This window comes from Actinopolymorpha rutila, assembly GCF_013407855.1.
Lineage (GTDB): Bacteria > Actinomycetota > Actinomycetes > Propionibacteriales > Actinopolymorphaceae > Actinopolymorpha > Actinopolymorpha rutila.
This window is the reverse complement of the sequence record NZ_JACBZH010000001.1, coordinates 6,795,649-6,814,279: the sequence shown is the minus strand read 5'-3', so window position 1 is coordinate 6,814,279 and position 18,631 is coordinate 6,795,649. Positions and strand designations below refer to the sequence as shown.

Sequence of the window (18,631 nt, the reverse complement as noted above, 5' to 3'; positions counted from 1 at the left end):
GCGCGCAGTGGAATTGGGGCATGGTCGACTTCGCCCAGGCCGACACAGTCCAGGTCGGCACCGGACCGCTCACCGAGGCCGACGTCGTCGCGGTGGCGCGGTACGCAGCACGGGTGATCCTCGCCCCCGAGGCGTTGACCGCGCTGGCCGCGGGGCGGGCGGCGGTGGAGCGACTCGGCTCGTCGACGTCACCGGCGTACGGCATATCCACCGGTTTCGGCGCACTCGCCACCCGGCACATCCCGCGCGAGTCGAGGGCCAGGTTGCAGCGCAGCCTCATCCGCTCCCACGCGGCCGGCTCCGGTCCGGAGACGGAGACCGAGGTGGTCCGGGCGATGATGTTGCTGCGGCTTTCCACCCTCGCCACCGGCCGCACGGGCGTGCGGCCGGAGACGGCGGAGGCGTTGCAGGCGCTGCTGAACGCCGGGATCACGCCGGTTGTCCCGGAGTACGGCAGTCTCGGATGTTCCGGTGACCTCGCCCCGCTGGCCCATGTGGCGCTGGCGCTCACCGGCGAGGGCGAGGTCCGTACGGCCGTCGGCTCCGGGCTCGAGTCGGCCGGCATGGTGCAGCCCGCCGCGCAGGCCCTCACGGCCGCCGGCATCACACCGGTCGTGCTCGCGGAGAAGGAGGGCCTCGCCCTCATCAACGGCACCGACGGCATGCTCGGGATGCTCGCCCTCGCCTGCCACGACCTGGACCGGCTGATCCGGACCGCCGACCTCACCGCCGCGATGAGTGTGGAGGCGCTGCTCGGCACCGACCGGGTGTTCGCGCCCGAGCTCCAGGCGCTGCGTCCGCATCCGGGCCCGATCGCCGCCGCCGCGCACATGCGGGCGCTGCTGGCCGGCTCCGCGATCGTGGCGAGTCACGCCGGCCCGGCCGACACCCGCGTCCAGGACGCGTACTCCCTGCGGTGCGCACCACAGGTCAACGGTGCCGCGCGGGATACGCTGGCGCACGCGCGCTCGGTGGCGGGGTACGAGCTCGCCGCGGCGATCGACAATCCGGTGGTGCTGCGGGACGGCCGGGTGGAGTCCAACGGCAACTTCCACGGCGCGCCGCTGGCGTACGTGCTCGACTTCCTCGCGATCGTCGCCGCGGACGTGGCGAGCATGTCCGAACGCCGTACCGACCGGTTCCTCGACGTCGCCCGCAACCACGGCCTGCCGGCGTTCCTCGCCGACGACCCGGGCCTGGACTCCGGCCACATGATCGCGCAGTACACCGCGGCGGCGATCGTCAGCGAGCTGAAGCGCCTCGCCGTCCCGGCCAGCGTGGACTCCATCCCATCCTCGGCGATGCAGGAGGACCACGTGTCGATGGGCTGGTCGGCGGGCCGCAAGCTGCGGCAGTCGGTCGACGGGCTCACCCGGGTGCTGGCGATCGAGCTGCTGACCGCGGCGCGGGCACTGGACCTGCGGGTCCCGCTGGCGCCGGCACCGGCGACCGCCGCCGCGCTGCGCGAGCTCCGGCTGCGGGTCTTCGGGCCCGGACCGGACCGGCAACTGTCCAGGGAGATCGAGGCCGCGGTGGCCGTGGTCACCGACGGCCTCGCTCTCGCCGCCGCCGACACGGTGGTCGAGCGTGGCGTACTGGCGGAGCCGCGCGGTCCGGACGAGTCTGGTGGGGGCGGCGGCTTCGACCAGCCACCTCGCCCGCACCGACCACGGCCAGGAGGTGCCGGATGACCCACTCGCCGGTCAACTCACACGTCAGCTGCCCGCGCACGGTGACGGCGCCGCGCGGCACCACGCTGCACGCCCGCGGCTGGCCGCAGGAGGCGGCGCTGCGGATGTTGCAGAACAACCTCGACCCGCAGGTGGCCGAGCATCCGCAGGACCTTGTTGTGTACGGCGGAAGTGGCCGGGCCGCCCGCGACTGGGCGAGCTTCGACGCCCTGGTGCGTACTCTCACCACGCTGGCCGACGACGAGACGATGCTGGTGCAGTCGGGCCGGCCGGTCGGGGTGCTGCGTACCGACGAGTGGGCGCCCAGGGTGCTGATCGCCAACTCCCACCTGGTCCCAGACTGGGCGACCTGGGAGGAGTTCCGCCGGCTGGAGGCGCTCGGGCTGACGATGTACGGCCAGATGACCGCCGGCTCGTGGATCTACATCGGTACGCAGGGCATCCTGCAGGGCACGTACGAGACGTTCGCCGCGGTTGCGGCCCGGCTCGCCGAACGCGGCGTCATCCCGTCCGAGTCCTCGGGCTCGCTGGCCGGGACGCTCACCGTCACCGCTGGCCTGGGCGGGATGGGTGGTGCCCAGCCGCTCGCGGTGACCATGAACGGCGGCGTGGTGATCTGCGTGGAGTGCGACGAGAGCCGGATCCGCCGCCGCCTCGACCACCGCTACCTCGACGTCCGCGCGGACTCGTTGGACCATGCGCTCCGGCTGGCCGAGGAGGCGGTGCGGGCACGGCGGCCGCTGTCGGTGGGCGTGCTCGGCAACGCCGCCGAGGTGGTGCCGGCGCTGCTCGCCCGGAGCGCCCCGGTCGACGTGGTGACCGACCAGACGTCCGCGCACGACCCGCTGATGTACCTCCCGCTCGGGGTGGAGTTCGGCGACTGGGCCGCCGAACGGGCCCGTGACCCCGAAGGGCTCGTGGAGCGGGCGCGGGAGTCGATGGCCCGCCACGTCGAGGCGATGGTGGGCTTTCTGGACGCGGGTGCGGAGGTGTTCGACTACGGCAACTCCATCCGCGACGAGGCCCGCAAGGGCGGGTTGACGAGGGCGTTCGCCTTCCCCGGATTCGTTCCGGCGTACATCCGGCCGCTGTTCTGCGAGGGCAAGGGTCCGTTCCGCTGGGTCGCACTGTCCGGCGACCCGGCCGACATCGCCCGTACGGACCAGGCGGTGCTCGAGCTGTTTCCCGACAACGAGCCGCTGGCCCGGTGGATTCGGCTGGCCGGCGAGCGGGTCCACTTCCAGGGGCTGCCGGCGCGGATCTGCTGGCTCGGCTACGGCGAACGCGACCGGGCGGGACTGCGGTTCAACGAACTGGTCGCGTCCGGAGAGGTCACCGCGCCGATCGTGATCGGCCGCGACCACCTCGACGCCGGCTCGGTCGCCTCGCCCTACCGCGAGACCGAGGCGATGGCGGACGGCTCGGACGCGATCGCCGACTGGCCGCTGCTGAACGCGATGGTGAACGTCGCCTCCGGTGCCGCCTGGGTCTCCCTGCACCACGGCGGCGGCGTCGGTATCGGCCGGTCGATCCACGCCGGCCAGGTCACCGTCGCCGACGGAACACCCCTCGCGGCCCGTAAGCTCGCCCGGGTGCTGGGCAACGACCCGGCCACCGGGGTCATCCGGCACGTCGACGCGGGGTACGAACGAGCCGAGGAGACCGCGCGCCGGCTCGGCGTACGCACGCCCATGCGGGAAGGACCGGTGGAAGGATCAGTACGGCCATGACAGCGGGGACTACGGGGACAGCGGTGCAGCCATGACGGCGGGGCGGACTGCCGGCGAGAGTGGCTCTCTCGGGACCGGCTTCGAGGAGCTGTGGAAGGCCCTCGCGCCGATCGGCCGGGACGACCGCACCGGCGGCTACCACCGTTACTCCTGGACGCCGGCGCACCGCGAGTGCGAGCGGTGGTTCCGGGACGAGGCCGAACGCCGCGACCTGACCGTGGAGGCCGACGGCAACGGCAACCTGGTCGCGTGGTGGCGGCCGGATCCCGCGCGGGTGACCGGAGGCGTGGTCACCGGCAGCCACCTGGACTCCGTACCCGACGGCGGCGGCTACGACGGGCCGCTCGGCGTGGTCTCGGCGTTCGCCGCGCTGGACGCGATCAGGTCCGCGGGAGCCGCCGAGTCTGCCGGCGGGACTGCCGGCGGGACTGCCGGCGGGGCCGCCGGCGGGGCCGCCGGTGGAGCTGAGGCGACCCGGCCGCTGGGGATCGCGGTGTTCGCGGAGGAGGAGGGTGCGCGGTTCGGGGTGCCGTGCCTGGGGTCGCGGCTGCTGACCGGCGCGCTGGAGCCGGACCGGGCGCGTGGGCTGCGAGACACCGCCGGCGTTCCGCTCACCGACGCGATGGAGCGGGCCGGCGTACCCGTCGACCTCGGACCCGCACCCGACCTGCTGCACGCGCCGTCGGCGTTCGTCGAACTCCATGTCGAACAGGGCAGGGCGCTGGCCGACCTGGGCGCGCCCGTCGGCCTGGCGCGCGACATCTGGCCGCACGGCCGCTGGCGGTTCGAGTTCGGCGGGCGGGCCGACCACGCCGGGACGGCCGCGATGTCCGACCGGCACGACCCGATGCTGACGTACGCCATGACCGCGCTCGCCGCCAACAAGCGCGCCCGGCTCACCCAGGCCCGGACGACGTTCGGCCGGGTGCAGGTCGAGCCGAACGCCACGAACGCCGTACCCTCCCTCGTCCGCGCCTGGCTGGACGCCCGCGCCGCCGACGAGCCGAGCCTGGACGCCCTGGTGGAGGAGATCCGCCGCCAGGCCGGTGACCGCGCCCAGCGCGACGGCACCCGGCTCGAGGTGCACCCGGAGTCGTGGACGCCTCGCGTGGAGTTCGACGTACGCCTGCGCGACCGGCTGGCCGCCCGCCTCGGCTCACCACCGGTCCTGTCCACCCAGGCCGGGCACGACGCGGGCATCCTCGCCGCCGCCAGGATCCCCGCCGCGATGCTGTTCGTCCGCAACCCCACGGGCGTGTCGCACGCGCCGGAGGAGTACGCCGAACCCGCCGACTGCCTCGCCGGCGTGGACGCGCTGACCGCCGTCCTGACCGACCTGCTGGCCGGATGACGCTCCGGGTCCCCAGGATGAGCCCCACATGAGTCCCGGATGAGTCCCGGATGAACCCGGAGCCGACCGCGTACTGGTGCGCGCTCGCCTGGCTGCCGCCCGGCCAGGTCGAGGCCGGCGTGCTGGTCGAGGTGGTGGGGACGCGCATCACGGCCGTACGCACGAACGTACCGCGGCCGCCCGCCTCGGCCGTCCAGCTGCCCGGGCTGACCATCCCCGGCCTGGCCGACGTGCACTCGCACGCCTTCCACCGGGCGCTGCGCGGGCGAACCCAGGACCCACCCGAAGGCAGTGACGGTAGCGGCGGCACTGGCGGCACTGGCGGCACCGGCACGTTCTGGACCTGGCGCGACCGGATGTACGAGGTCGCCGAGCGGCTGGATCCCGACAGCTACTACGACCTCGCCGTCGCGGTGTACGCCGAGCTCGCCCTGGCCGGGGTCACCTGCGTCGGGGAGTTCCACTACCTCCACCACCGGCCGGGCGGCCGCCGCTACGACGACCCGAACGCGATGGCCGACATGCTGGTCGCCGCGGCCCGGACCGCCGGCATCCGGATCTGCCTGCTGGACGCGTGCTACCTCACCGGCGGGATCGGCGCGCCGCTGACCGGGGTGCAGCAACGCTTCGGCGACGGGGACGCCGAGCGATGGGCGGGACGCGTGGACGCCCTGCACGAGAGGTACGCCGGGGCCGACGACGTGACGATCGGGGCCGCGGTGCACTCGGTGCGGGCCGTACCCGCCGAGCAGCTGCCGACCGTGGCCGCGTGGGCGCATGCCCGAACCGCGCCGCTGCACGTCCACGTCGCCGAGCAGCCCCGCGAGAACACCGACTGCGTGGCGGCGTACGGCATGGATCCAGTACGGCTCCTGTTCGACCGCGGCGTCCTCGGCCCCCGCACCACCGCGGTGCACGCCACGCACCTGGAGGACGGCGGGGTCGGCCTGCTCGCCGAGACCGGAACGACCGTGTGCCTGTGTCCAACGACCGAACGCGACCTCGCCGACGGACTCGGTCCCGCTGGCGCGCTGGCCCGGGCCGGCGCGACCCTCGTCCTGGGCAGCGACAGCCACGCGGTGGTCGACCTCTTCGCCGAGGCCCGCGCCCTGGAGTGGGGCGAGCGCCTCGCCACCGGCCGCCGCGGCCACTGGCCGGCGTCCGCCCTGCTCACCGCGTGTACAGAGGCGGGCCACCGCGCGCTGGGCTTCCCCGACACCGGGGTGATCGAGGTCGGCGCCCGGGCGGACCTGGTGAACGTCCGGCTGGACTCGGTGCGTACCGCCGGGACCGACCCGGCCCACGCCGCGCAGACGGTGGTGTTCGCCGCCGGCGCGGCCGACGTCGACTCGGTGGTCAGCGGCGGCGTGCAGGTTGTGGCCGGTGGCCGGCACCGACGCGTGGACGACGTCGCGGGCCGGCTGGACGCCGCGGTTCGTGCGTTGTGGTGAGAAGCGGCGCCGCGGAATGACTGCCTTTCGATTCGTTCATTTCTTGTAGTCATTCGTCGGGTATCAGCCCGATGGCACGTTTTCCCCAGGTGTGCCGCTTCCTCCTCCGAATCCCCCGATCTGTCCTAGGCTCACGTCTGTTCTCTTCTTCCCAGACGACACCCTCGGGGGGTCCCACGTGAGATCGCGTCGCCTGGTCGGCGGTCTTGCAGCTCTCGCCACCGCTGTCAGCGGTTCGGCGCTGGTTGCCATGGCCGCACCGGCCAGCGCGGGCTCGAACACGAGTCCCGCGTTTGCTCGCACCACCCCGGACGCCGTCGTGCAACAGCGCGGCAACGACGGTTCCGTACGCGTCATCGAGCCCAGGGGCGGGGCCATCGCCCGGCCGAAGGGCGTGGCCGCCGACGCCAGGCCGGAGACGGCCGCGAAGGCGCACCTGTCCACCTACGCCAAGGCGTTCGGCGTACCCAGCACCGAGCTGAAGGCCGCCTCGGCGACGAAGCTCGCCAACGGCTCCGCGGTCCGCTTCGACCGCGACGTCGACGGCGTCCCGGTCTTCGCCGGCCAACTGGTCGTCTCCCTCGACCGGTCCAACAACCTGCAGTTCATCGTGGGCGAGACCGGTGGCAAGCCCACCCGCTCGTTCCCGAGCGTCGGAAAGCTCCAGGCCAACAAGTTCGCCGGCGTCGCCAAGCAGGTCGTCGCGACCCGGGAGAAGCTCGGCTCGACCGCCGGCCTGAAGGTCCGGTCCGAGGGCCGGAACTGGTACGACGGCTCGATCCTCGGTGTGCCCGGTGCCAAGGGCGTCCAGCCCGTCTACACCTACCAGGTCGGCGACGCCCGGCGCGCCCTGCAGTACCGCGTCCTCGTCGACGCCTCCACCGGCAAGGCCGCGCTGGCCTACTCGCTGACCGAGCGCGCGCTCAACCGCGTGATCTGCGACGCCAAGCGCCGGGTCGACGCGGACACCACGTGCGACGGCCAGGCCAACCCCTACGCGCGCGTGGAGGGCCAGGGCCCGTCCAGCGTGGCCGACGTCAACAAGGTCTACGACTTCTTCCGCGACACCTCGGTCCGCTACGCGAGCTATGTCAACCTCGACCTGACGAAGCTCATCGGCACCGACTACGGCGACGGCAAGGGCAAGGCGCTGCGGGCCACGGTGCGCGTGTGCACCTCCGACCCCAACGGCTGCCCGTTCGCGAACGCCTTCTGGGACGGCCAGCAGATGGTGTTCGGTGAGGGCGTGACGACCGACGACGTGACGGGTCACGAGCTGACCCACGGCGTGACGGAGCGCACCGCCAACCTGGCCTACCTCTACCAGTCCGGTGCGATCAACGAGGGGCTGTCGGACGCGTGGGGTGAGATCGTCGATCTCACCAACGGAAGCGCCGACGACACCGCCGCCAACCGGTGGAAGATCGGCGAGGGTTCCTCCCTCGGCGTGATCCGGGACATGAAGAACCCCCGGGCCTACGACCAGCCGGACAAGATGACCTCCGACATGTGGTTCGACGACGTGGACTTCCTGGACAACGGCGGCGTCCACGAGAACAGCGGTGTGTTCAACAAGTCGGTCTACCTGACGGCGGACGGCGCGTCCTTCAACGGCTACACCATCCGTGGCCTGGGCCTGGCGAAGACCGCGAAGATCCTCTGGACGACGCAGAACCTGCTCACGTCCGGCGCTGACTACAAGGACGTCTTCTACACCATGCCGCTCGCCTGCCGGAAGAACATCGGCCAGGCAGGCAGCTACATCACCGAGGACGACTGCCAGCAGGTCGACAAGGCCGTCCGGGCCACCGAGATGTACAAGGACCCGCTGGTCGGCTCGGCCAAGAACGTCGACTACTGCACGAACGGCAAGTCGCCCATGGCCAGCTACGCCGAGAACTTCGAGTCCAAGAGCGGTGGCTGGACGTTCCAGGGCAGTTGGGTGCTCTCCAGCGAGGTCGGCCTGCCCTACGCCACCGTCGGCAAGGAGTCCGCGGTCGCGTGGACCAGTTCGGGTGACGACGTTTCGCTGACCCAGAAGGCGGGCGTCAAGATCCCGGCGGGTTCGTACCTCCGCTTCGACCACGCCTACCTGCTTGCCGCCGACGACGGCGCCGAGGTGCAGTACGACACCGGCTCCGGGTGGAAGCCTGCTTCCGCACTGCCGAACAACAACGGCGAGGACACCCCCGCCGCCGAGCTCGGTGGCCGGAAGAGCTTCGCCAACACGTCCAACGGCTTCGGCGGGACTCGGTACGACCTGTCCAGCCTGGCGGGCAGGACCGTGAAGTTCCGCTTCCACTCCAAGGTGGGGACGGACGACTCCGCCTGGTGGGTGGACAACCTGAAGATCTACACCTGCGGCTGAGCGCCGCGGAGGTTGCTGCGGGGGCCGCTCCGGGATTTGCTCCGGGGCGGCCCCCGCGCCGGTTCCGGAGGATCACAGCCGAACGATCCGGCGCAGAGAGACCGCGTCGTCGTGTCGCGCAGAGTAGCCGCGTCGTCATGTCCGGTTTCTGGTATCTCGGGGGCCGCTCCGGATTTGTCATACCTCAGGTATCCAAATCGTCCGATTTGCCACTAGGCTCCTCGCGCACCTGTATGCGCGTTCCGATCTTCCGGCACGCGACGTCACGTCACACTTCGGACTAATGGGGGTTCCTAGTGAAGTACCGACGCACAGTCGGCGGCATCGCCGCCCTGGCGACGGTCATCAGCGGGAGCGCGCTCGCGCTCGCCGCGCCGTCATATGCCGGCACGATGTCCGGTCCGAGCTTCCTTCCCAAGAAGCCGGACAGCTCGATCAAGGTTCTAGAGGGTTCCGACGGCGACGTCACAGGCATCGCGGCCAAGGGGGCGGCGATCAAGCTGCCGAAGGGCTCGTCGGAGTCTCCGAAGGCCGCGGCAAGGACGCACCTGCAGAACTTCGCGGGCAAGCTCGGCGTCGACCCGGCCCAGATGAGGACCGTCAAGTCGCAGCAGGTCGACGGTGGCAACACCGTCCGTATGCAGCAGTACATCAACGGCATCCCGGTCGTCGCGGGCGAGCTGGTCGCGTCCCTCGACAAGCAGAGCAACCTCGAGGCGCTGCTCGGCAAGACAGCCAAGGGTTCGGTGCAGACGGTCAGGAAGCAGAAGCTCTTCACCGTCGGCGCGAGCCGCGTCGTGGCGCGCGACTACGTCGCCAAGAAGGCCGACGTCTCCGCCGCCAAGCTCGAGGTCAAGAGCGAGGGCCGCTGGATCTACAACCCCTCGCTGCTCGGTGCGCCCGGTGCCCCGGTCAACCGCGAGACGCTGAAGTTCCAGGTCAACACCCCCGACCACTCCGTCGACTACACCGTCTTCGTCGACAGCGGCTTCCACACCGTCGCGCTGGCCGTCAGCAACAACCACGCGGCCCTCAAGCGCGACGTCTGCGACCTGAACAACAAGGACGCCGGTAATCTGGACGGCGCCGTGTGCGACGGGTCCACCAACGCCTACACCCGCCGCGAGGGCCAGGCGAAGTCCGGCATCGCCGACGTCGACAAGGTCTACGACAACCTCGGCGTGGTCTCCAAGTGGTACGCCTCCTACGCCGGCCTGGACGTCTCCTCGTTCATCGGCGGCGACAGCAAGACGCTGAAGGCCTCCACCCGGACCTGCCTGTCGCAGCTGCAGGCGGGCTGCCCCCTGGCCAACGCCTTCTGGAGCGACGGCATCCAGCAGATGGTCTACGGCGAGGGCGTGACCGGCCTCGACGTGACGGGCCACGAGCTGACCCACGGCGTGACGGCGCACACCTCCGCACTCTTCTACGCCTACCAGTCGGGTGCGATCAACGAGTCGGTCTCCGACACCATGGGCGAGCTGATCGACCTGGCCGCCAACCCCGGCAAGGCCGCCAGCGACCAGGGCTGGCTGATCGGTGAGGACGAGAAGCCGGCGTCGCCGGACCTGCCCGCGCCGCTGCGCAGCCTGAAGGACCCGACCAAGTACGACCAGCCTGACCGCATGACCTCCTCCCTGTGGGCTGCCGACGCGCAGTACCGCGACAGCGGGGGCGTGCACACCAACAGCGGGCCGGGCAACAAGACCGCCTACCTGCTCACCCAGGGCGACACCTTCAACGGCTACACCATCCGTGGCATCGGCCTGGCGAAGGCGTTCAAGATCTACTGGACCGCCGAAAACCTGATGACCTCGGGTACGGACTACAAGGATCTGTTCAACGTCCTGCCGCTGTCCTGCCGCAAGAACATCGGCAAGACCGGCACCTACATCACCGAGGACGACTGCGCCCAGGTCGACAAGGCCGTCCGCGCGACCGAGCTCTACAAGGACCCGGCCAACGCCGCCCCGGTTGCCACGCCCTACTGCACCGTGGGCAACGTGAAGTCGTCCTACGTTCAGACCTTCGACGCCAGTCCGTCGGACTGGTCGATGGCCGGTGGGGCCGGCCTGACGAATGCGGACATCGGGTTCGACTACGTCAACACCGGTAAGGATGCACTCGGGCTGTTCACCCAGCCGGCGAGCGGGCCCTACCCGGCGGTCACGACCAGCACGGCGACGTCGAGCCAGAAGACCATCCCGGTCGGTAGCTGGCTGCGGATCGACTACGCCACGCTGTTCAGCCTGTACCAGCCCTCGGCAGGTACGACCGCCAAGCTGGAGTACAACGACGGCAGCGGCTGGAAGAATGCCAACTCCCTGCCCGGCTCGGTCAACGGCGGGCCCTGGACCCAGCACGACTCCCACGGCTGGGCCTCGGCAAAGTACAACCTGCTGACCCTCGCCGGAAAGAAGGTCCAGTTCCGGATCTCGGCCAGCGGTGTGTCGAGCGACGCCCAGGCGTCGGTGATGGATGTGGACAACTTCAAGATCTACACCTGCGCATGACCGACATTCGGGTGGCCGGCCAGGTGAGCTGCCGCGTCAGCGGAGCCGCCGACAGGAGGTAGCCACCCGTAAGTCGCCGCACCACGAGTCGAGAGGGCCCCGAGATCGCCACCGGTGATCTCGGGGCCCTCTCGCATGCCCGCCCGTTGCCTCTGCCGCCGACGTCGCCCCGTCGGGTACCCGGAGGCGACCCTGACCCGACCCTGAACTTGAGCCGAGTTGACTCACCTCTGTTGACTGAAGCACGCTTGGTCGGCAAGATTGAGCCGGTGGCACTCAAGGCTGACAGGTCGGACTCCGACCGTCCGCCCGCAGGGGGGCGACACCAGCACGATCGCGCAAGCGCATCGCACGCACAACACGACACCAGATCCATCCGCACGGCGTCCGCCGGGCGGCTCTCAACTCGGAGGCTTGTGGTTATGTCTCGTTCGGTCGGTATCGATCTTGGTACGACGAATTCTGTGGTGGCGGTTCTTGAGGGTGGGGAGCCGACGGTTGTGACGAATGCGGAGGGTGCGCGGACGACTCCGTCGGTGGTGGCGTTTGCGAAGAATGGTGAGGTGTTGGTGGGGGAGGTGGCGAAGCGGCAGGCGGTGACGAATGTTGATCGGACGATTCGTTCGGTGAAGCGTCATATGGGGTCGGATTGGTCGGCGTCTGTGGATGGGAAGCCGTTTACGGCGCAGCAGATTTCTGCGTTTGTGTTGCAGAAGTTGAAGCGTGATGCGGAGGCGTATCTGGGGGAGTCGGTGACGGATGCGGTGATTACCGTGCCGGCGTATTTTTCGGATGCGCAGCGTCAGGCGACGAAGGAGGCTGGTGAGATCGCTGGGTTGAATGTTCAGCGGATCATCAATGAGCCGACTGCGGCGGCGTTGGCGTATGGGTTGGACAAGGGGTCGGATCAGACGATTCTGGTGTTCGATCTGGGTGGTGGCACCTTCGATGTCTCGTTGTTGGAGATTGGTGAGGGTGTGTTTGAGGTGAAGGCGACCTCTGGTGACAATCATCTGGGTGGGGATGACTGGGATTCGAAGATTGTGGACTGGCTGGTGGGTCAGTTCAAGAACAAGCATGGTGTGGATCTTGGGGCGGACAAGATCGCGAAGCAGCGGCTGACGGAGGCTGCGGAGAAGGCGAAGATCGAGTTGTCGTCGGCGTCGGAGACGTCGATCAATCTGCCGTATGTGACGTTGGGTGAGTCGGGTCCGTTGCATTTGGACGAGAAGTTGACTCGGGCTGAGTTCCAGCGGATGACGGGGGATTTGTTGGAGCGGTGTCGTCGGCCGTTCCAGCAGGTGTTGAAGGATGGCGGGGTCGAGGTGGGCAAGATCGATCACGTGATTCTTGTGGGTGGGTCGACGCGGATGCCTGCGGTGGCGGATGTGGTGCGGGAGTTGACTGGTGGTAAGGAGCCGCACAAGGGTGTGAATCCTGATGAGGTGGTGGCGATTGGTGCGTCGTTGCAGTCGGGTGTGTTGCGGGGTGAGGTGAAGGATGTCTTGTTGTTGGATGTCACTCCCCTGTCCCTCGGCATCGCCACCAAGGGTGGTGTGTTCACCAAGATCATCGAGCGCAACACCACCATTCCCACGAAGCGTTCCGAAGTCTTCACGACTGCCGAGGACAACCAGCCATCGGTGATGATCGAGGTCTTCCAGGGCGAACGCGAAATGGCCCGGGACAACAAGTCGCTGGGCAACTTCGAGCTCACCGGACTTCCGCCCGCACCCCGAAACGTCCCGCAGATCGAGGTCGCGTTCGACATCGACGCGAACGGCATCGTGCATGTGTCGGCAAAGGACCTGGGCACCGGTCGTGAGCAGAAGATGACGGTGACGGGTGGGTCGGCGTTGCCGAAGGACGACATCGACCGGATGGTCCGCGACGCGGAGCAGTACGCCGAGGAGGACCGGCGTCGTCGTGAGGCCGCCGAACTGCGCAACCAGGCGGACAGTCTGGTCTACCAGACGGAGAAGTTCGTCGCGGACAATCCCGACAGTGTTCCGGCTGAGGTGAAGTCGGAGGTCGAGCAGGATGTCGCCGCGTTGAAGAAGGCGCTGGAGGGTGAGGACAACGACGCCCTGAAGGCGGCGTTCGACAAGTTGTCGGAGTCGCGGACGAAGATGGGTTCGGCGATCTACGCCAATGCCCAGCAGTCCCAGGGCACCCCGGCCGGCGACGCCGGCGAGGGCACCGCCGACGCCTCCGCCGGCGCCGCGGACGACGACGTGGTCGACGCCGAGATCGTCGACGAGGACAAGCCCGCGGGCGGCGCCAACGACGAGGGACAGGGCGGTCAGAAGTGAGCCAGGCCGAGGAACACGAAGGACCCGTGGTCCACGACCGGCGGCGTATCGACCCGCGCACCGGTGAGATCCGGGAGGAGGCGCGGGCGACCGCGCCTTCGCCCGGTGCCGGCGACGCGGCCGACACCGTCGCGGAGGCCGCCTCCCCGACCGGTGAGTCGGGCGGTGCCGAGGAGGTCCTGGTGGCCTCCGCCGCGGAGGTGGACGCCCTCAAGTCGGCCGTGGTCGAACGCACCAACGACCTCAAGCGGCTCCAGGCGGAGTACGTCAACTACAAGCGGCGGGTCGACCGCGACCGGCAGGCAAACCAGGAGCAGGCGGTCGGCAGCGTGCTGACCGAGCTCCTCCCGGTCCTGGACGACATCGGCCGGGCACGGGAGCACGAGGAGCTGTCCGGCGGCTTCAAGGCGGTGGCCGAGGCGCTGGAGACCTCCTTGTCCAAGCTCGGGCTGGTGAAGTTCGGCGAGGTCGGCGAGGAGTTCGACCCACGTGTGCACGACGCGCTCATGCACGCGTACTCCGACGACGTGTCGGGGCCGACGTGCTCCGCGATCCTGCAGCCCGGCTACCGGCTGGGCGAGCGGGTGCTGCGGCCGGCGCGGGTCGCCGTCACCGAACCCACCGTCGGACTGCCGCCGGAGCAGGCGGCGCCGGGCGAGGACACCGGCCCGGCCGACGACGAAGGCGCCACGGCGGGCGCCGATGACCAGCCGCCGACCGGCAACGGCTGAGCAAGGGGGAGGTGGGGAGCACCATGGGCACGAAGGAATGGCTCGAGAAGGACTTCTACAAGGTGCTCGGCGTCTCCAAGGATGCCTCGGCCGAGGAGATCAAGAAGTCCTACCGCAAGCTCGCCCGGCAGAACCACCCCGACGCCAACCGGGGTGACGCCAAGGCGGAGGAGCGGTTCAAGGAGGTTTCCGAGGCCTACTCCGTCCTCTCCGACCCGGCCAAGCGCAAGGAGTACGACGAGGCACGGTCGCTGTTCGGCGGAGGCGGGTTCCGCTTCCCCGGCGGCGGCGGAGGGGGTGGCGGCCAGGCCGGTGGCGGTTTCCCGTTCGACCTCGGCGACATCTTCACCCAGCAGGGCGGCAACCGCGGAGGCGGCGGTCTGGGCGACATCCTCGGTGGCATCTTCACCGGGGGTGGGCGCACCCGGACCCCGCCGGGCACCCGCCCGCGCCGGGGCGCCGACGTGGAGACCGAGGTCACCATCGGTTTCCGCGACGCGGTCGACGGCGTGACGGTGCCGCTCCGGATGACCAGCGACGCGCCCTGTCCGGCGTGTTCTGGCACCGGCGCGAAGGCTGGGACGATGCCGCGGGTGTGCCCGGACTGCGAGGGCGTCGGTATGCGGGCCACCTCCCAGGGCGGCCGGCTGGCGATGACCGAGCCGTGCCGCTCCTGCCGGGGCCGCGGCCTGGTGGTGGACAACCCGTGCCCCACCTGCCACGGCTCGGGCCGGGCGGAGTCGGCGCGCACGATGCAGGTGCGCATCCCGGCCGGGGTGTACGACAACCAGCGCATCCGGCTGCGCGGCAAGGGCGCCGCGGGCGAGCGGGGCGGACCGGCCGGCGACCTGTACGTCACAGTGCACGTGCAGGCGGACGAGCGGTTCGGCCGCAAGGGCGAGCACCTCACCGTCACCGTGCCGATCTCGTTCCCCGAGGCCGCGCTCGGTGGTGAGGTGAAGGTGCCCACGCTGGCCGGCCCGCTGGTCACCCTGAAGGTTCCACCGGGCACACCCAACGGCCGTACGTTCCGCGTACGCGGCAAGGGGGCGGCCCGCCGGGACGGCACCAAGGGCGATCTGCTGGTCACCGTGGAGGTGGTCGTTCCCGACCATCTCGACGACAAGGCCCGGGATGCTCTCGACGCCTACCGCCGGGCGACCGGCACCGACGCGGCGCACGGTGGTTACGACGGGAAAGAAGGCGTCCGATGACGGGTACCCGAGCCGGCTCGCCGGACGGCTCCCGCCGCTCCCGGCCGGCCTTCGACGTGTCGATGGACGCCGAGACGCCGGTCTACGTCATCAGCGTCGCGGCCGAGCTCACCGGCCTGCACCCGCAGACGCTTCGCACCTACGACCGGCTCGGGCTGGTACGCCCGGGCCGGTCGGGGGGCGGCGGCCGGCGCTACTCCCTCCGCGACATCGAGACCCTGCGGCACGTCACCGAACTCACCGCCGCGGGCATCGGCCTGGAGGGCGTGCGGCGGATCCTCGAGTTGGAGTCCGTCGTCGAGGCACTCGGCTCCCGGGTGCAGGAGTTGGAGGGCGCTCTCGAGGACGCCCGGCTGATGTTCGAACGAGCCGCCGAGCAGGCGGCCTTTCTCCCCGAGCTCCTGCCCCGCCCGAGCCAGGCCGTCGTGGTCTGGAAGGGCCGGGCGCGGCGTCGGCGACAGCCCTGATCTCACGGATGACCCATGACCCAGGGCCCCGAACGACCTCGAAGTTGAGTGGAATGGACTCAACTTCAGGATCGTTCAACCAGCAGAAGACCCGATGACCACGACGGGGACACCGAAACCGGGGACACGGAAACCATGGATGCACAGAAACTGACGACCAAGAGCCAGGACGCGCTCTCGGCCGCGATCCGCCGGGCGGCCAACGGCGGCAACCCGGCCGTGGAGCCCGTCCACCTGCTCACCGCGCTCGTCGCCGAGCCGGAAGGCACCGCGGCGAGTCTCCTCGAGGCGGTCGGTGCCGACCGCCGGACGGTGGAGAAGTCCGCCGTCGACGCCGCCGAGCGGCTGCCCGCGGCGAGCGGGTCGACCGTTCAGGCACCCGGACTGTCCCGTCCGCTCTACCAGGTGCTGCAGGTCGCCCAGGACCAGGCGACCGAGCTCGGCGACGAGTACGTCTCCACCGAGCACCTCCTGGTCGGGCTCGCGACCGTGGCCGGCCCCGCCAAGGACGTCCTGACGCGGGCCGGCGCCAACGCCGAGGCCCTGCTGGCGGCGTTCGCCCAGGTCCGCGGCTCCGCGCGAGTGACCACACCCGACCCCGAGGGCACCTACAAGGCACTGTCGAAGTACTCCGTCGACCTCACCGAACGCGCCCGCGAGGGCAAGCTCGACCCGGTGATCGGGCGGGACTCCGAGGTGCGCCGGGTGGTCCAGGTGCTGTCCCGGCGTACCAAGAACAACCCCGTGCTGATCGGCGAGCCCGGCGTGGGCAAGACCGCCGTCGTCGAGGGGCTCGCCCAGCGGATTGTCGCCGGTGACGTCCCCGAGTCGCTGAAGGGCCGCCGGCTGGTGGCGCTCGACCTGGGTTCGATGGTCGCCGGCGCGAAGTACCGCGGTGAGTTCGAGGAACGCCTGAAGGCCGTACTCAACGAGATCAAGGAGAGCAACGGCCAGGTCATCACGTTCATCGACGAACTCCACACCGTCGTCGGTGCGGGTGCGTCCGGGGACAGCTCGATGGACGCGGGCAACATGCTCAAGCCGATGCTGGCCCGCGGCGAGCTGCGGATGATCGGCGCGACCACGCTGGACGAGTACCGCCAGCGCATCGAGAAGGACCCCGCCCTCGAACGCCGGTTCCAGCAGGTGTTCGTCGGTGAGCCCTCCGTCGAGGACACCATCGCGATCCTGCGCGGCCTGCGCGAGCGGTACGAGGCGCACCACAAGGTGCAGATCGCCGACGCCGCCCTGGTCGCCGCGGCGACCCTGTCCAACCGCTACATCACCGGGCGCAAGCTGCCCGACAAGGCGATCGACCTGGTGGACGAGTCGGCCAGCCGGCTCCGGATGGAGATCGACTCCAGCCCGGTGGAGATCGACGAGCTGCGCCGGCAGGTCGACCGGATGCGGATGGAGGAGCTGGCCCTCTCCAAGGAGGACGACGCCGCCAGCCAGGAACGCCTGGCCACGCTGCGCGCCGAGCTCGCCGACCGCGAGGAGACGCTGCGGGGCCTGGAGGCCCGGTGGGAGAAGGAGAAGTCCGGCCTCAACCACGTGGGCGAGGTCAAGCAGCGGCTGGACGACCTGCGGGTGCAGTCCGAGCGCGCCCAGCGCGAGGGCGACCTGGAGACCGCGGCCCGCATCCTCTACGGCGAGATCCCCCAGCTGGAGAAGGAGCTTCGGGAGGCCAGTGAGGCACCGGTCGAGGTCTCCGACACCGTGCCGATGGTGCGCGACGAGGTCGGGCCCGACGAGGTCGCCGAGGTGGTGTCCGCCTGGACGGGCATCCCCACCGGCCGGCTGCTGGAGGGCGAGACCGGCAAGCTGCTGCGGATGGAGGACGAGCTCGCGCACCGGCTGATCGGGCAGCGCCGTGCCGTGACCGCGGTCTCGGACGCCGTACGCCGCGCCCGTGCCGGCGTGTCCGACCCGGACCGGCCGACCGGATCGTTCCTGTTCCTCGGTCCGACCGGCGTCGGGAAGACCGAGCTGGCCAAGGCGCTGGCGGAGTTCCTCTTCGACGACGAGCGGGCGATGGTGCGGATCGACATGAGCGAGTACGCCGAGAAGCACTCGGTGGCCCGGCTGGTCGGTGCGCCACCCGGTTACGTCGGCTACGAGGAGGGCGGTCAGCTGACCGAGGCGGTCCGCCGCCGCCCGTACTCCGTGATCCTGCTGGACGAGGTGGAGAAGGCGCACCCGGAGGTCTTCGACGTACTCCTGCAGGTGCTCGACGACGGTCGCCTGACCGACGGGCAGGGCCGCACGGTCGACTTCCGCAACGTGATCCTCATCCTCACCAGCAACCTGGGTTCGCAGTACCTCGCCGACCCGGCGCTGGCGGAGGAGAAGAAGCGCGACCTGGTGATGAACGTCGTACGCACGTCGTTCAAGCCGGAGTTCCTGAACCGCCTGGACGAGGTGGTGCTGTTCGACCCGCTGGGTTCGGAGGAGCTCACCCGGATCGTCGAACTCCAGGTCGCCGCCCTGGCCCGGAGACTGGCGGACCGGCGGATCCGGCTCGAGGTGACCGACGGCGCGAAGGAGTGGCTGGCGCTGACCGGCTACGACCCGGTGTACGGCGCTCGTCCACTACGCCGGTTGGTGCAGTCGGCGATCGGCGACGGGCTGGCCCGCAAGCTGCTCGCCGGTGAGGTACGCGACGGCAACCGCGTCCTCGTCGACGTCAACGACGCCAACGACTCGCTGGAGATCGAGCTCGTCCCGTCCGAACCCGCTCGGGTCGGCTGACCCGGCCCTACAACCGTTCAACCGCGCAAACTGCGCAACTGAACCTGTCCGT

At 70.2% G+C, this 18,631-nt stretch carries 11 protein-coding genes; all 11 read left to right on the top strand.

Going from position 1 to position 18,631, the window contains the following annotated elements:
* Positions 1 to 20: 20 nt before the first annotated feature.
* The 11 genes from hutH to clpB all read left to right on the top strand — a co-directional run bounded on the left by hutH (position 21) and on the right by clpB (position 18,579).
* Positions 21 to 1,691, top strand: a complete 1,671-nt coding sequence (gene hutH / locus F4554_RS30660) for a histidine ammonia-lyase (RefSeq protein WP_179791065.1) — start codon at positions 21 to 23, stop codon at positions 1,689 to 1,691.
* Positions 1,688 to 3,421, top strand: coding sequence for a urocanate hydratase (hutU, locus tag F4554_RS30655; RefSeq protein ID WP_179791064.1), 1,734 nt, complete (start codon positions 1,688 to 1,690; stop codon positions 3,419 to 3,421). Before hutH ends, hutU begins: the two co-directional genes overlap by 4 nt.
* Positions 3,422 to 3,452: 31 nt before the next feature.
* Positions 3,453 to 4,772, top strand: a complete 1,320-nt coding sequence (locus tag F4554_RS30650; RefSeq protein WP_179791063.1) for an allantoate amidohydrolase — start codon at positions 3,453 to 3,455, stop codon at positions 4,770 to 4,772.
* 50 nt (positions 4,773 to 4,822) lie between these two features.
* Positions 4,823 to 6,223, top strand: coding sequence for a formimidoylglutamate deiminase (locus tag F4554_RS30645; RefSeq protein WP_179791062.1), 1,401 nt, complete (start codon positions 4,823 to 4,825; stop codon positions 6,221 to 6,223).
* 178 nt (positions 6,224 to 6,401) lie between these two features.
* Complete coding sequence (locus F4554_RS30640; protein WP_179791061.1) at positions 6,402 to 8,591, top strand: M4 family metallopeptidase; 2,190 nt, start codon at positions 6,402 to 6,404, stop codon at positions 8,589 to 8,591.
* Between the two features lie 296 nt (positions 8,592 to 8,887).
* Entirely contained in the window at positions 8,888 to 11,104 is a 2,217-nt protein-coding gene (locus F4554_RS30635; RefSeq protein ID WP_179791060.1) for a M4 family metallopeptidase, read from the top strand.
* Between the two features lie 422 nt (positions 11,105 to 11,526).
* Positions 11,527 to 13,416 (top strand): molecular chaperone DnaK, encoded by a 1,890-nt coding sequence (dnaK, locus tag F4554_RS30630; RefSeq protein WP_179791059.1) that lies wholly within the window; start codon positions 11,527 to 11,529, stop codon positions 13,414 to 13,416.
* Positions 13,413 to 14,147, top strand: coding sequence for a nucleotide exchange factor GrpE (grpE, locus tag F4554_RS30625; RefSeq protein WP_179791058.1), 735 nt, complete (start codon positions 13,413 to 13,415; stop codon positions 14,145 to 14,147). Before dnaK ends, grpE begins: the two co-directional genes overlap by 4 nt.
* Positions 14,148 to 14,170: 23 nt before the next feature.
* Positions 14,171 to 15,361, top strand: coding sequence for a molecular chaperone DnaJ (gene dnaJ, locus F4554_RS30620; RefSeq protein WP_179791057.1), 1,191 nt, complete (start codon positions 14,171 to 14,173; stop codon positions 15,359 to 15,361).
* Positions 15,358 to 15,828, top strand: coding sequence for a heat shock protein transcriptional repressor HspR (locus F4554_RS30615; RefSeq protein ID WP_420360739.1), 471 nt, complete (start codon positions 15,358 to 15,360; stop codon positions 15,826 to 15,828). The genes dnaJ and F4554_RS30615 overlap by 4 nt, the downstream gene beginning before the upstream one ends.
* 135 nt (positions 15,829 to 15,963) lie before the next feature.
* Entirely contained in the window at positions 15,964 to 18,579 is a 2,616-nt protein-coding gene (gene clpB, locus F4554_RS30610; RefSeq protein ID WP_179791056.1) for an ATP-dependent chaperone ClpB, read from the top strand.
* Positions 18,580 to 18,631: the final 52 nt, after the last annotated feature.

Bases quoted from the DNA above. Each gene is read 5' to 3' on its own strand.
- F4554_RS30615 (WP_420360739.1), top strand. From the start codon at position 15,358: ATGACGGGTACCCGAGCCGGCTCGCCGGACGGCTCCCGCCGCTCCCGG.
- clpB (WP_179791056.1), top strand. From the start codon at position 15,964: ATGGATGCACAGAAACTGACGACCAAGAGCCAGGACGCGCTCTCGGCC.
- dnaK (WP_179791059.1), top strand. From the start codon at position 11,527: ATGTCTCGTTCGGTCGGTATCGATCTTGGTACGACGAATTCTGTGGTG.
- F4554_RS30645 (WP_179791062.1), top strand. From the start codon at position 4,823: ATGAACCCGGAGCCGACCGCGTACTGGTGCGCGCTCGCCTGGCTGCCG.
- dnaJ (WP_179791057.1), top strand. From the start codon at position 14,171: ATGGGCACGAAGGAATGGCTCGAGAAGGACTTCTACAAGGTGCTCGGC.
- hutH (WP_179791065.1), top strand. From the start codon at position 21: ATGGTCGACTTCGCCCAGGCCGACACAGTCCAGGTCGGCACCGGACCG.
- F4554_RS30650 (WP_179791063.1), top strand. From the start codon at position 3,453: ATGACGGCGGGGCGGACTGCCGGCGAGAGTGGCTCTCTCGGGACCGGC.
- hutU (WP_179791064.1), top strand. From the start codon at position 1,688: ATGACCCACTCGCCGGTCAACTCACACGTCAGCTGCCCGCGCACGGTG.